The organism is Pseudoalteromonas sp. MMG022, from assembly GCF_021654245.1.
Taxonomy (GTDB): domain Bacteria; phylum Pseudomonadota; class Gammaproteobacteria; order Enterobacterales; family Alteromonadaceae; genus Pseudoalteromonas; species Pseudoalteromonas amylolytica.
Map to the genome: position 1 here is coordinate 307327 of NZ_JAKFZQ010000004.1, position 14830 is coordinate 322156.

The 14830-nt window shown below is 44.5% G+C and carries 14 protein-coding genes; 12 read left to right on the forward strand and 2 right to left on the reverse strand.

The genetic code is table 11. The features are described from left to right. The 12 genes from L1070_RS05810 to L1070_RS05865 all read left to right on the forward strand — a co-directional run bounded on the left by L1070_RS05810 (position 1) and on the right by L1070_RS05865 (position 13405). On the forward strand, positions 1-924 hold the full coding sequence (locus tag L1070_RS05810; RefSeq protein ID WP_237124822.1) for a sterol desaturase family protein: 924 nt from the start codon (positions 1-3) through the stop codon (positions 922-924). A gap of 11 nt (positions 925-935) precedes the next feature. Further along, positions 936-2624 carry a fatty acyl-AMP ligase gene (locus tag L1070_RS05815; protein WP_237124823.1) on the forward strand — a complete coding sequence of 563 codons (1689 nt, stop codon included), beginning with the start codon at positions 936-938 and terminating at the stop codon, positions 2622-2624. A gap of 77 nt (positions 2625-2701) precedes the next feature. Further along, complete coding sequence (locus L1070_RS05820) at positions 2702-3196, forward strand: DUF2165 domain-containing protein (protein WP_070983321.1); 495 nt, start codon at positions 2702-2704, stop codon at positions 3194-3196. A gap of 23 nt (positions 3197-3219) precedes the next feature. Further along, a complete protein-coding gene (locus tag L1070_RS05825; protein ID WP_237124824.1) occupies positions 3220-4347 on the forward strand; it encodes a Rieske 2Fe-2S domain-containing protein in 1128 nt (375 codons plus the stop codon). 178 nt (positions 4348-4525) lie between these two features. Beyond that, a complete protein-coding gene (locus L1070_RS05830; RefSeq protein ID WP_237124825.1) occupies positions 4526-5623 on the forward strand; it encodes an aromatic ring-hydroxylating dioxygenase subunit alpha in 1098 nt (365 codons plus the stop codon). A 51-nt stretch (positions 5624-5674) separates the two neighbouring features. Continuing rightward, positions 5675-6307, forward strand: coding sequence for a glutathione S-transferase family protein (locus L1070_RS05835; protein ID WP_237124837.1), 633 nt, complete (start codon positions 5675-5677; stop codon positions 6305-6307). A gap of 61 nt (positions 6308-6368) precedes the next feature. Continuing rightward, positions 6369-7547 (forward strand): crosslink repair DNA glycosylase YcaQ family protein, encoded by a 1179-nt coding sequence (locus tag L1070_RS05840; RefSeq protein WP_237124826.1) that lies wholly within the window; start codon positions 6369-6371, stop codon positions 7545-7547. A gap of 39 nt (positions 7548-7586) precedes the next feature. Beyond that, positions 7587-9944, forward strand: coding sequence for an MMPL family transporter (locus L1070_RS05845; protein ID WP_237124827.1), 2358 nt, complete (start codon positions 7587-7589; stop codon positions 9942-9944). Between the two features lie 29 nt (positions 9945-9973). After that, positions 9974-10771 carry an outer membrane lipoprotein-sorting protein gene (locus tag L1070_RS05850; RefSeq protein ID WP_343221736.1) on the forward strand — a complete coding sequence of 266 codons (798 nt, stop codon included), beginning with the start codon at positions 9974-9976 and terminating at the stop codon, positions 10769-10771. Positions 10772-10830: 59 nt separating this feature from the next. Beyond that, positions 10831-11298 (forward strand): hypothetical protein, encoded by a 468-nt coding sequence (locus L1070_RS05855; protein ID WP_237124828.1) that lies wholly within the window; start codon positions 10831-10833, stop codon positions 11296-11298. A 60-nt stretch (positions 11299-11358) separates the two neighbouring features. Beyond that, a complete protein-coding gene (locus L1070_RS05860; RefSeq protein WP_237124829.1) occupies positions 11359-13146 on the forward strand; it encodes a fatty acyl-AMP ligase in 1788 nt (595 codons plus the stop codon). Between the two features lies 1 nt (position 13147). After that, complete coding sequence (locus L1070_RS05865; protein WP_237124830.1) at positions 13148-13405, forward strand: acyl carrier protein; 258 nt, start codon at positions 13148-13150, stop codon at positions 13403-13405. Between the two features lie 445 nt (positions 13406-13850). Here L1070_RS05865 and L1070_RS05870 read toward each other — a convergent pair whose 3' ends face one another. Beyond that, positions 13851-14108 carry a helix-turn-helix transcriptional regulator gene (locus L1070_RS05870; RefSeq protein ID WP_237124831.1) on the reverse strand — a complete coding sequence of 86 codons (258 nt, stop codon included), beginning with the start codon at positions 14106-14108 and terminating at the stop codon, positions 13851-13853. Between the two features lie 10 nt (positions 14109-14118). Further along, complete coding sequence (locus tag L1070_RS05875) at positions 14119-14487, reverse strand: hypothetical protein (protein ID WP_070983333.1); 369 nt, start codon at positions 14485-14487, stop codon at positions 14119-14121. Between the last annotated feature and the right edge of the window lie 343 nt (positions 14488-14830).

Here is a 14830-nt window from a genome sequence, read left to right on the forward strand (position 1 = left end):
ATGAAAGATGTAATGGAATTAAACGCAGATAAATCAGCGTGGAGTCACTTGCTGGTATTGGTTTGGCCTGCGGTTATGGCAGGTTCACTGGCGATGTATTGGTGGCTAATTGGACCGATGGCGATGTCTTATGAAATGGCGATACAGTTTCACTTTCTGGGGTTATTGGTCGGGATTTTCATCTTGGAGTTAATTATTCCCTATCACAAGAGTTGGAATAAATATGATCGCCAAGGTTGGAATGATTTTCTCTACAATATTACCTTTCCCGCCGCGCAAATCGGAGCCACAGCGGTAGCCCTCGCCGTGGTGGGCGCGCAAGCTAGCTCAGGCAGTGAAAGCTTATTTAATTTAAACCTGCCATTTGTACTGGAACTGATCATCATGATCCTAATCGTTGATCTCATTTGGTACATCTGTCATCGCTCATTCCACACCTTACCTATGCTGTGGAAGTTCCACTCGCTGCATCACAACAGCCACCAATTGCACGTCTTAAACAACGCGCGAGTGCACCCGCTGGAAGTATTTACTTTCTTCTTGCCAATTATGTTGGTGGTGTTGGTCATTGACGTTCCTCCTGCATTGTTGAATTGGTACTTTGCATTTCAACTTACAGTTGGCTTACTGACACATTCTAATGTGGCTGTGAGAAGTGGTTGGTTATCTTACATCTTTAACACGCCTGAATTACATCATTGGCATCATAGCCAAGTCAGAGATGAGCATGATAACAACTATGGCTCGGTTTCTATGATCTGGGACCACATCTTTGGCTCTTATCTCAATCCAAAAGACCGTATGGCGTCAAAAGAAATCGGTGTAAGCACTTACGTACCAGAAGGGTGGTTTAGCCAACTATGGGCTCCGCTTAAGCGTAGTAGTACACCTAAAGTGCCCACACAAAGCGTTGTTGATAAGTAAGGAGTAGGTGAATGATGCAGCAAAAAGGAGTTTCTCAAGTGCTGGCACAACACGCTCAACAGATAGGTGATAAAAAGGCGTATAGCTATTATGCGCCACGCGCTGTGCGTCCTGTAACTATCACTTATCGACGTTTACATGAGCGTGCGTGTGCTATCGCTGATATTGCTAAGCAGCAGCAACTAGAGGGTAAATATGCGCTGCTGATGTATTCGCCAGGGCTGGAATTTGTGGAAGCATTTTTTGGCTGTATGTATGGCAATATATCAGCTATTCCCATGTATATTCCGCCGGGGAATGAGCCAGATAACCGCTTGCGTTCAATCACCAGTGGTATTGATGTGGCCGTGGTATTTACAACGCGAGACAAGGCAGAGCAGGTTGGCTATCAACTTGAAAAGCTATTCGATGGTAAAGAGTACAAAATTATTTGCACCGATGCAGTGCGTGCCTTTGATTTTGAAGGCTTTATGCCGGAGTTGTCTTTTGATGTGCCGCCTTTGATCCAGTTTACCTCCGGCTCAACCGCCAATCCCAAAGGGGTGGTAGTTGGACATGACAACCTGTTAGCAAACTTACAAATGATCCAGCGTGGGTTTGCCAAACATGCTCAGCTAAGCGGGGATGAAACATCAGTCAGCTGGCTACCATTTTTCCATGATATGGGATTGATTTGGAGTATTTTGTATCCAGTGTATACCGGCGGCAGCGCGGTGTTGATGTCTCCTAATGACTTTCTTCATAACCCAAGCAAATGGCTACAGCTGATCTCCAAGTATTCGGCCAGTGTCAGTGGTGCGCCCAATTTTGCCTATGACTACTGTGTTACACGGATAAGAGATGAACAGTTGGAAGGGGTTGACTTGAGTAGTTGGCAAGTTGCTTTTAACGGTTCAGAAATGATTCGAGCGACGACCATCAAGCGCTTTATTGAACGCTTTAGCGCGTATGGTTTTGCACACAATGCGCCATTTTTCTGCTACGGCATGGCTGAAACCACGCTCTATGTGACAGGTGAAACGGGTGTGATTGAAGCGCAAGGGCTTACGCCATTAAATGTCAGCGTGGGTAAACCAGATGAACAGGCCGAAGTGATCATCGTTGATGAGCAGCGACATCAGCTTGGCGATGGTGAAACGGGTGAGATCTGGGTGCGCGGGCCGCACGTTGCCAAGGGCTATATCAATAACCCACAAGCCAGTGCAGAGACCTTTCAAGCGACGCTAGATGGTAGCAATGGCGAGCCTACCTACCTCAGAACCGGAGACTTAGGTTATCTAAACGATGGCAAGCTACATGTGGTTGGCAGACTGAAAAACATGTTGATCGTCAACGGTAAAAACTACTACGGCGAAGAAATTGAGTACTTTGTTGCAAAGTCACGGGATTACTTTGTTGAAACCGGGGCTTGTCTGATTCAAGTCAATGAAGGGTTAGATGACTCCGAGGTTATTTTTATCCAAGAAATTCATAAATCTAGGCTTGATGAAGTCAGTACACAGCTACCTCAGCTGGAAGACTTGGCAGTGACGCTCAGTGGCCAAATCCTCAGTGAATATAAGCTCGCGATACATCGCTTTATTTTCTTAGGAACAAGTCGGTTGCCCCGTACCTCCAGTGGCAAGATTGATCGTGCTCGCGCTCATGAAGTGACCGATGCGCAGTCTTTCAATCATGTACTTGATGTGTACACGCGATAAAGACATGGCCTTTTGTTCGCGCTCGGTAAAAAGTGCGCTTCGAATGAGCTGTAGTAAGAATTAAAAGGAATATTTGAATGGTAAGGTTGTTGAAAATTGTACTGATGTTTTGTGTCAGTTGTTGGGGGTTCGTTGGCGTACTGAGTAACTTGATGGACTACGCACCAGGTTTGGAGCAGGTTCGATATGTGCTGAGTATGGAAGGGGCAGCGGATACCCCTGGTATAGAGTGGCGCAGTATCCATTCGCCGGTGATAGCGACACTCGGGTTTGCGGTGATTTATTTATCTAAGTTTGCAACGGGCGCTGTGTGCTTGTTTGCAGCCTACAAGATGTTTGAAGCACGCAATGATGATACGGCTTTTGAAGCCGCTAAGCAGTGGGGAATATTTGGTTGTGGCATAAGTGTAGTGATGTTGTTTTTGGGTTTTATTGTCATAGCTGGTGAATATTTTGAGTATTGGCGAGTGCCAACTTTGGGAATGATCACCCACCACTATGCATTTATCTACACCATGTGTTTGATGAGCTTTATTTTATTTTTACAAAGCCCTGAAAAGCATACTAAATAATTCAAGATATACGGACAAAGATTATGGACAACAAAAAATTTCCGACCAAAGCTTGGTATGCCGCTGGCTGGAGTCATGAAATCAACAATGAACTGCCTTTGAAAAGAAAGATATTAGGCAGTCAAATCATATTTTTTAGAGACCTCGAAAACAAGGTCGTAGCCCTAGATGCAATGTGTCCTCACCGAGGCGCAGACTTGGGGATTGGTAAGGTGGTGAACGGCAATATTCAATGTCCGTTTCATGGCTGGGAGTTCAATAGTGCGGGTAAATGTGCTGCCATTCCATCTCAGTGCCCATCCAAAAATATTCCCAACAATGCAAAAGTGAACGCTTATCACGTCGCCGAAAGCCAAGGGATCATTTGGATTTGGGGGGAGAACTCTGCGCCGAGTGATCCCAATCCGCCACACTACTACTTTTTGGAAGAAGACTATGGCCGAGGGATGCGTCGTGTAAGGGATATTCCTATCTTTGCTAATGCACCATTTTTAAGCGTGGTGGAAAATGCTATCGACAACACGCACCCGCCATTTATTCATCCGGGCACACTGGCGGGTGAACCTCCCCGTGTGGCCGATCAGGTGATCCGTTATGACGACGATATGCGTGGCTACTGGGGCCAGTTAGACCCAACTGATCCTGTGCATGATGACGTAAAAGGCACAGAAGGCATGCTGGGGCTTAGCCGCCGTTTATTGGGCGTGACTCGCTTGGACCGTGAAAAATGCTACTTCCGCTTTGACTTAGGTGGCGTGGTGTATTTTTACGATCGATTTGTCTCTGGGCATGAGCAGGTTGCCTTGTTCATGGTGACTCCAGCGGATGATACGCAGGCGTGGTTCTTTGGTGAGCATGTTCGTTCATTCGCCAAAAATGCGCTGGTGGATTACATCATCAAAAAGTGGGTTAGGCAGCTCAATGGGGAAGACGTCGAGCATGTTGAGCTGATGCTTTCATCACAACAAACCTACGGCATCGACAAGCCGGTCAGCGTGATAGCAGACAGGCCAGCCCTTGCCTTTAGACGCGTCTTTTTTAGAAATATTTCAGATGAAGATGAGCAAGAAACACACAGTGCAAATGACACTAAAACAGTGGCAAAGCAAGATGCAGAGCATGAAGTAATAGCCGATGCATCAGGCACTTAAATATTGAGTAACACAACAGCCGCTGGCAGATGAGCATAGTTAGTTACTTGTTGTCAGCGATAACACAAAACGTGGTGTGAGGCTTAGAAATGATGGCATTGAATAATGACAAGCATAAATCGCGCAATTTCTAAGTCTCACGGGTCATTATCTCGCAAAGTCACCAAGGAGGTGCAGTATGAGGGACGTTAAGTCATTAGGATTAAATCGTGAAGCCTACTTCAGTGAAGAGTGGTTTGCCAAAGAACAAAAAAATGTATTTGCACAAAACTGGAGTTTTGTTGGCGTCGAAAATGATGTGAAAAATAACGGAGATTACATTTGTACAACAGTGGGTAATTTACCTTTGTTTGTGATCCGCGATAACCAAGGTCAGCTGAGAGCATTTCATAACATTTGTCGCCACCGTGGCACGGTGATGCTGCGTGACTCGGGTAATATCTCCAGTGCAATTGAATGTGGCTATCACTGCTGGCGTTATGACCTAACGGGAGAGCTTCGTTCTATTCCACAGCAAGCGAAGCAATTTAGTCGTGTTGATAAAAAAGAGCTTTCACTTTATCCAGCTGCCGTTAACGTGTTTAAGAGTATGGTCTTCATTCATCCAGACCCAGATAACGCGCCAGATTTTACCCAGTGGATAGGAGAATTTGGCCAGCACTTTGGGCCATATGATCTCAGTGAGTTGGAACAAATTCACAGCGTTAACTATGATATGAATGCAAATTGGAAGCTATTTATTGAAAACCACATTGAAAGTTATCACCTATGGTACGCCCATAAAAATTCGATCTTAGGACTGGATCATAAAAGTCAGGTGAATCACTACTACAATGGTCATTGGTCGTTTTTTCAGTCTACCTTAGTGGAAGGAAAAATGGCCGAATTCGAAAAATACTTACCGTCAAAAATTATCGCCCCCAACGAGACGTGGTTCGGCTCGGGGGATCATATGATTTATCCCAATTTGGGCGTAGTCACCGGGGCTAAGTTTGTGGCCATGTTAAAAGCAGTACCAACGTCATCGACCACCAGTCAGGTTCAGATTAGGGTGTTTGGTAAGTTTATGGAAGAGGGTGAGCAAGACCAAGGCCAGTACTATGAAGATGCGGGCAGCAGTGAAGAGTTTAACGTGAATCAGGAAGACATTGATTTATGTGAGCGCGTTCAAAAAGGCATGATGTCGGATTTAGGTGGCATTGGTGCATTGGCTGAGGATTATGAACAGTCAATCAAACATTTTCACGACAAGTATTTAACGGAGATGGCGGAGTAAGCAATACCGCCTATTTCAAAGTAAACCAATAGAAATAAAGGATTAATTGTGATGATTAAATTATATGGTAACCCCTATTCTAGAGCTAACCGTGTTAGATGGGCGCTTGAGGAAATGAACGTACCGTACCAAGAAGAACTCACCAAACTCGGTAGTGAAGGAACAGGTTCTGAGCAGTTTAGAGCAATCAATCCAAATGCCCGTATTCCTGTTATTGATGATGCGGGTTTAGTGCTGTTTGAGTCAGTGCCAATCTGTCTTTATCTGGCTAAAAAGTACGGTGCAGACACCCTTTATGTGGATGATGTACATGATGAAGCGGTATTACTGCAATGGTCTGTTTGGGCGATGACTGAGCTGGAGAGCCATATTGAAGTTGCTTCACTACACCTAACTTGGTTCGACGAAAGTATCCGAGACCCAAAAATTGCCGACAAAGAGCAGGGCGAAGTGATGCGCTGTTTAAACATGCTTGAAAAGGCTATTGGAAAAACAGGGTTCTTGGTGGGTAACCACTTTACCATCGCCGACCTTATTGTAAGCGAAGTACTGACCAACGTTGTTCACGCGAAAGTGGACTTAAAACCTTTCGCGAAGCTAAATAATTACTTGGTTAATAACCTGTCTAAGCCATCGGCAAAGGCGGCGTTTGCCCCTGATGTTATTGAGCCCGTATTAGGCTAGTTGTAAAAGCTGTGGGCTTGTCTTAGCGCAAGCTCACAGCGCTGAGGATGTGGAGTGTTATATGGAGTCGTTTGAGCAACTAAGGCGTATTACGCTGGCCAAACAAGGGTTACTTTCTGAGGTAGAGCCAGATGATGGCTTGCAAGCGACCAAACTTGTTATTGAGCATTTGGGCTATGTGCAAATAGATACGCTGAGCGTTGTTGAGCGCGCGCACAATCATGTGCTGTGGAGTCGTGTGCCCAGCTACAATCCTGACTACCTCAATCAGTTGATTACAGAGCAAAGTATTTTTGAATATTGGTATCACGCCGCAGCGTATTTACCAATGCAAGACTATCGATATGCGCTGATACAAATGAACAGCATACGCAATGGTGAAAACCGATATTTTCAAAGTACCCAAACCAAGATGATGAAAGACGTACTGGCGCAGGTTAGATCAGAAGGCCCGTTACGTCTGAGAGACATCGATAAAAAAGGTGGCTCTGAGGGCAGTTGGTGGAGCTATGGACCGGGTAAACGGGCAGTTGAAAACCTATTTATGCGTGGTGAACTCATGGTATGTAAGCGCAACGGTATGGAAAAAGTCTATGACTTACCGGAGCGTTGTTTACCTAGTTCACTGGATGTGAGCACACCATCACTTAGCGAATACGCCGAGTATTTGTTTAACACCACCAAACGCGCCCATGGTGTATTTAATTGGAAGCAACTGGTGCATTTGCGACCCGGTAAACCCCTTAGAGAAACAATGCGTCAGCTTCTCAATGATCATATTCAGGCCGGAGATATCACCGTCGTCAAACATGGCAAAGGTAAAGAACTTTACGTTGATACTCAAACCTTTGAACAACCCATAGCGTGTAAGAACCAGGTAAAGATTTTGTCGCCTTTTGACAACTTGGTTATCCATCGGGAACGGCTCAGTGAGTTATTTGGCTTTGATTACAAAATAGAGTGTTACGTTGCGCAAGATAAAAGAAAGTACGGTTACTTTTGTTTGCCTATTTTGTTTGGCGATCAGCTGGTGGGCCGTGTGGATTGCAAAGCCCATCGCAGTGAACAGCGTTTTGAAGTATTGAGCTTACATTTAGAGGACTTGAAATTTGATAGAGAAGAATTCTTCTCTTTGCTAATCAAAGAACTAGAAAAGTTCGCTGGCTTTAATGGATGCCCGATATTGGACAAAAAAGTTGTCGATAAAAGCTATCGGAAACAGTTAGCACTATCGGCATAAATATTTATAAGTCGTGAAAACATAAAAGGAAATTCGTTTATGATGAATAAAATTTTTAACTTTGTAATAAAGCACCCGATATGGGTATTTGTTGCAATAATAGGGCTGGCTTTTCTCGCCTCTAATGGGGCAAAAAACCTGCTTTTTAAATCTGATTACCGAGTTTTCTTCGGGCCTGAGCATCCGCAGTTACAAGCTTATGAATCAATGCAAAAAATATACAGCAAAAGCGACAACGTGTATTTTTTGATAGTGCCTAAAGACGGTAATGTGTTCAGCAAAGAACACCTTGCTTCTATCCAAGAGTTGACCAAGCAAAGTTGGCAAATACCGTATTCAACACGGGTGGATTCTATCACCAACTTTCAACACAGTTATGCCGAGGGTGACGATTTAGTCGTAGAAGACCTCGTCACGGATGTGCAAAACCTAACCGCTGCGGACCTTAATCGCATCAAAGAAATAGCCCTAAATGAGCCGCAATTGGTGAACAAAGCGGTGTCTGAGCAGGGGCATGTGTCAGTGGTGAATGTCACAGTGCGCTTGCCGGGTGTAAATCCAATTACCGAAGTGCCCGAAGTTGCTGCATTTGTGCGTGATTTAAAAGCTCAATACTTGGCAAACAACCCCGGTACTGAAGTGTATTTATCGGGCATGGTAATGATGAACACCGCATTTAGCGAATCATCAATGGCCGACAGCGCAACGCTTATCCCACTGATGTTTCTATTGGTGATCATCACCATTGGCGTATTACTAAGAACCATTACCGGCACGATTGCCAGTGTGACCGTGATCATTATCAGTATTGCCAGCACCATGGGGCTGGCGGGGTGGTTGGGTTTCTATTTGACCAGCCCATCATCGGTCGCACCGATTATGATCTTAACGCTTGCGGTGGCGGATTGTGTGCACATTCTTAGCACTATGTTTTACGAAATGCGCCAAGGCGCAGAGAAAAAAGCGGCTATTGCTAAGAGCTTACAGCTTAATCTTCAACCGATATTCCTAACCACAGTGACTACGGCCATTGGCTTCTTATGTATGAACTTCTCAGATTCTCCACCGTATCGCGATTTGGGTAATTTAGTGGCGATGGGGATTTTCTTGGCCTTTATTTTCTCAATGACGATTTTCCCTGCGATGCTGTCTATTTTGCCTGTGCGCGTGAGCAAAGATATCAGCGACAGTCAGAATAATATGCACAAACTAGCGGGTTTTATTATCGCCAAGAAAAAGGTGTTGTTGCCAGTGGTGAGTGTGATTACTGTGGTGCTTGCGCTGAATGTTACCAACAACGAAGTGAATGACGACTACGTAAAATACTTTGATGAAACCGTACCTTTTAGAACTGCGACCGATACTATGCAGGAAAATATCTCAGGTATGACCATTTTAGAGGTGTCGGTAGACTCAGGCCAAAGCAGCGGAATTTATGAACCTCAGTACTTAAAATTTGTGTCTGATTTTAGTGACTGGCTACGCCAGCAGCCTGAAACAGACCACGTGAGTACCATCACCGATACCATTAAACGCGTCAATCGCAATATGAATGGTGATGACCCCAGCGCCTATACCTTACCAACGTCGCGTGAACTCGCCGCGCAATACGTTCTAATGTATGAGCTGTCTTTGCCATACGGTCTAGATTTAAACAGCCAGATCAACATTGATAAATCTTCAACACGCTTAATTGTGACGTTTAAAAACCTTACAACCAGTGAGTTAATTGACGTAGAGCAACGCATTCATGCTTGGTCTGACGCTAACAGCAATCAGTACCGCATGGATATTGCCAGCCCCAGTCTGATGTTTGCGCACATCGGCCAAAGCAGTGTTGAGAGCTTGCTGATCAGCACCACCATCGCGCTAATAGTGATCTCGATTGTATTAGGTTTGGCAATGCGAAGCGTGCGTTTTGGCTTGATAAGCTTATTGCCTAACCTTGCGCCAGTATTAGTTGGTTTTGGTATTTGGGGCTTAATGGATGGGCAAATGGGCGTGGCACTTGCAGTGGTTGCCAGTATGACCTTAGGGATAGTGGTGGATGATACCGTGCACTTCTTAAGTAAGTATTTCCATGCCCGACGTGAGCGTGGCGAGACCCCAGAGCAGGCTATTTATTACGCCTTTGGCAACGTTGGGCGCTCATTATGGATCACCACTTTTGTACTGGTTGTCGGTTTTGCGGTGTTGTCTATTTCTAGCTTTAAAACCAATGCCGATATGGGCCTGTTAACGGCAATAACCTTACTGGTTGCACTCATCATTGATTTTCTGTTCTTGCCGCCGCTGTTATTGGCGATTGATAAAAGCAAAAGCAGCGAAGCAAATCAGACGGACGCCCAGTGGGATGAGCAGCAAAGTGACTTAGCGCTGAAGCGAGAAGCAAGCTGATCAGATAACAAAAGAAAGGAAACAATCTCATGTTAAATCTAAGAAAACTAACACATTGCACCTTACTATCGGCCGTGATGCTGTGCGCTCAGGGTGTGCTGGCAATGGAAGGCGCACAAAAAGGACTAGAGATCTCCAAAGAGTATAAATCTCGCGATACGGGCTGGGGTGATAGCAGCTCTGAAATCAAAATGATTTTGCGCAATACCGAGGGCCAAGAAAGTATTCGTAAGATCACCTTCAATACGCTGGAGCAATTGTCTGACGGTGATAAAAGCCTCACGGTATTTGTGGAGCCGTATGACCTCAAAGGCACGGCGTTTTTGAGCTTTTCTCACCCAGTGGGGGCCGATGATCAGTGGTTGTATTTACCCGCACTTAAACGCGTAAAACGCATTTCTTCGAGCAATAAATCGGGACCATTTATGGGTTCTGAGTTTGCTTATGAAGATTTAAGTTCGTTTGAAGTACAAAAGTATACCTACAACTATTTAGGCGAAGAAGAAGCCAATGGCCTACAAAGCCACAAGATTGAGCAGTTTCCGGTAGACGAAAACTCAGGGTATAAACGACGCATTGTGTGGATAGACAAAGAAGCCTATCGCATTCAAAAAATTGAGTTTTATGATCGTAAAGATACGCTGCTCAAGACTTTGACTTACAGCGGTTATAACAAGTACATCGAAGGGTTTTGGCGTCCTGATAATGCGAAGATGGTTAACCACCAAAGTGGTAAATCAACGGTACTGGAGTTTTATAACTATCAGTTTCGTGAGGGCTTGAGTGATAGCGACTTCAGTCAAAGTTCACTTAAACGACTACGTTAACGCTTGGCATCCCGAAGCGTGTTCGCTTCGGGATGCCACTTTATAAGAGAAGAGCATAGATGAACTTTGAACGTTTTAAGTTTTTACAGCGCATTGATGTAAGTGATAGACAAACTAAGCAACTAAAAAGCGAGATTGAAATACCCAACCAGTCGCCAATTTTAGATGAGCATTTTCCGGGCTTTGCGATTGTGCCAGGGGTTCTGCTTATTGAAATGATGGCGCAATCGGCTGGGAATTTGGTGCTGTATAAGTCTGATTTTAGTCACATGGCAATCCTTGCGGCGGTCTCTCACAGTAAGTTTGTTAATTATGTGGTGCCAGGAGATAAACTCACCTGTGAGGTGGAGCTATTAAGTTTTAGCCGAGGTTTTGCACTGTGTGAGGCGCAAATATTTAAAGATAACAACATGGTTGCGAGCGCGGAGTTACGTATGAAGGTGGTTGATTTTTTCAATGAGCAAGTAAAAAGCGCAGTAGTAAGCAACTTTAAAGCAATAGCAAACACACTCCAACCAGCTCTGTAGTGAACATGTGTAGTTGGGTTGGCAAAGGACGTGCGGCTATGAATAAATGGAACGAGAACGATGGAAATACTAACCGATGAGCTTGACCTACAAGCTTACAAACCCGCCAGCGATGGCTTACCTAACTTTGTACAGATATTGTCAACACTCGCGTTAGAGAAACGTGACGACACAGCGCTGTTGTTTCTTAGCGATGGAGAAACAGAACAGCCGCCTATGAGCTATGGGGAGTTTCATACTCAGGCTATGAAATTTGCCGCCGGGCTGGATAAGCAGCAAATCACCAAAGGCGCTCGCGTGGTGTTGTTGTATCAATCGTCTTATGAATTTGCGGTGGCCTTTTTGGGATGTTTGTATGCTGGAGTGATTTCAATTCCTTTACCGGTGCCAAGCAGGCGTGCCAGCGATTGGGAAAAAATAGAAAAAATCACCAACAGCGCTGGTGCTAAATGGGTGATCACTTATGAAAAAGCGTATGACAGAATTGCACAAAATGCGCAGCGATATCTAACGCAGACACAGTTGCATATTGTGTTACATGAACTCTTGATGCAATCAGCCCCCAAAGCGCCACAAAATATATCAGGCAGTGATATTGCGTTTTTGCAATACACTTCAGGCTCAACGGGCTTACCAAAAGGTGTAACGTTGACCCATGATAACCTGATTGAGAACCAGATCATTCTTAAAAAAGGCTTTAGAAATAACGGGCCGTCTACGTATTTGTCTTGGCTGCCGCTGTATCATGACATGGGCTTGATTGGTAATTTTCTACAAGCCATTTATATCGGCCAGCCGTTTATATTTATGGCACCAAACGCCTTTTTGCAAAAGCCACTGCGTTGGTTAAAAGCCATTTCTAAACATAAAGTGAGGGTGAGCGGGGCGCCTAACTTTGCCTATGAGCTGTGCGTTGAGCGTATCAGTGATGAAGATAAACAAACACTGGATTTAAGCTGTTGGGAAGTGGCCTTTAATGGCGCAGAACCTGTTCGCGCACAAACACTTAAAAAGTTTACGCAAGCATTTGCTAGTTGTGGTTTTAAAGCCAGTGCCTTCTACCCTTGTTATGGCACGGCCGAGTCTACCTTAATCATCAGTGGCGCCACTAAAACGCAAGCGCCTGTGTATTTAACAGTCGACAGGCACTCTTATGAATGTAGCAAGATAGAGCCTGTACTAGGGGAGTCGACAGATAGCATAACGATAGTCTCTTCTGGTGTGCCGTTGATTGAAGACTCTATCGCCATTGTAGATGGAGCGCGTAAAACCAAGCTACCCAATATGCAAGTTGGAGAAATATGGCTACACAGCCCATGTAACGCAATAGGGTATTGGGACAACGAAGGCGCGACCAGAGAGGCGTTTCAAAACTGTCTGGCGGATGATGACAGTGGTAAGTGTTATCTCAATACCGGCGATTTGGGTTTTAGCGACGGAGAAAATCTGTTTATTACCGGCCGGGTAAAAGATTTGCTGATTTTTAATGGCAGAAATATTTACCCACAAGATGTAGAGCTATGTAGCTACAACGCCCATGATGCACTTAGAAATGAGCGCTGTGCAGCGGTATCAATTTATGACAACAACAAAGAGCGCCTGATCCTTATTCATGAAGTGGAACGCACCCACGTGAAAAGTGCGGACTACGATGAAGTGATTGAAAGCATTAGAAAAGCGGTATATCAAGAGTTTGCAATACCGGTTTATGGCATTGCATTGGTGCAGCCCTCGACAATACCTATGACCTCTAGTGGCAAGATACGCCGCCAGACATGTCGGGAGCAGTTTATGAGCGGTCAGCTGAGTTTAGTGGCCAAGTGGATGTTAGATAGGCAAGGAATTTAAAATGGAAACACGTCAAATTAAAGACCTCGTGATGAGCTGGGGCACGCGTTTTGTAACCAAAGACTTTAACGAAGAACACATGAAGCTGGATATATCATTGCTGGGGCTGGACTCAATTGATGTTGTAGAGTTTTGCGAACTGCTCGAAGAGAAAGCCGGCATTTATGTAGACTTTGACTGGGTGATGGATTGCAGTAACCTCAATGAGCTGGTGGACAAGGTCAAAAATGAGATAGCTCAGGAAGTCTCGGCACTTTGAACGAGCGGTTTATATATGAGCTGATAAACAAGCTGGCGATGTCGTACACGCTAACCCAAGCCTTGTAAGTCAGCTCATATCGTTCACTTAAGCACCTCTGACTGGTCTTGTCATTCTGAGCGTGTTTCAGAGTCTCATCACCCTAATTAGTCTCGTCATTCTGAACGTGTTTCAGAATCGTGGTTTTGTCATTCTGAATTTATTTCAGAATCTCATGACTTTAACAAATAGTGTTACGTGAGCCTACGGGGTTTCAATATAAAATATTTTATGGCAATCGGTGAACGAGACGTATAGATGAAAATTTTAATAGCTTTGAAGTTCAATAAACTCACCCATTGCGGGCGATTAAAACACGTAGGTTGGTCAAACTCTTAGGATGCGCATCCATTTTGACAGCGACAGGTTGAGCCTTCGCTACCAGCAAGTCGTCTATTTTTTATCACTAGTAGCCAGGAGCGAGTGCCAGCGTTGGGTTTGAAAAGTCCTTACCAAATACCAGTACCAACTCGTATGCCTGAGTGATACTCATAACGGTTTTACCACTTTCAAAGTTACTGATGGTTGCTTGGTCAACGCCTAAAATCGTGGCTAGCTGTCTTTGTGTTAGCCCTCGTTCTTTACGTAGGTTGCGAATACTGATCTGCAATTCAGCTTTAAAGCGCTCTACTTGCGCGTGTCTCATTGCCATATTGTTTCTCATCGTAGGTCCCTCACAGCAAAATTGTATCGATTAAATGTGTTGCCGATGCTAAAGGCATAACTCTTTGCATAGCGAGCTCTTTACTCACTCCCTGAATCGCTTCGTAATCATCTAAAAAGAATGCTAAATCGTATTGCCCCGACAATTTATTTTTTACATGAACAAGTACGTAGCAGCGTAGGTTGAGCGTGTCTAACTGTTTAATAAATTCAATATGTTGGGCGCTCATATCAGGCTTGACTTTGGCTGGTAGCTTACTCATAAACACATGTTTAATGTAAACCGCCTGCTTGTCTTTTTTGTACAACACCACATCATCAAATCCCTGCGCTGCGTGTGCATTTGCTTTAACATCACTTAAAAATCTCGTTCCATACATGATTTTATTTAACCTTTGGTTACTTGATGTTTACATTGTCTAATACAGTGTGTGGAAAAATCTCCACACAAAGAAAAAAACTGAAAATTATTATAAATTTGCCATTAACTCAAAAAGATAGCGCTTTGATAAGAAAGGGGAGACGGAAAGTATAGGGTACTGCCACCCAAGCACACCGTGTGAGCTATTCAATGTTTCTCGTAGGCTGTTAAGGGTTACTTTCCCTAGCAGAAGGCGTTTTGGTTGAGCAGAGCATCATACTCAACAGTGCGCTACAGCAAAGCACCCAAGCGAAATAGATGAGCCCTTCAAAGTTATCGTAGATAAAAGTCAATGATGTTAA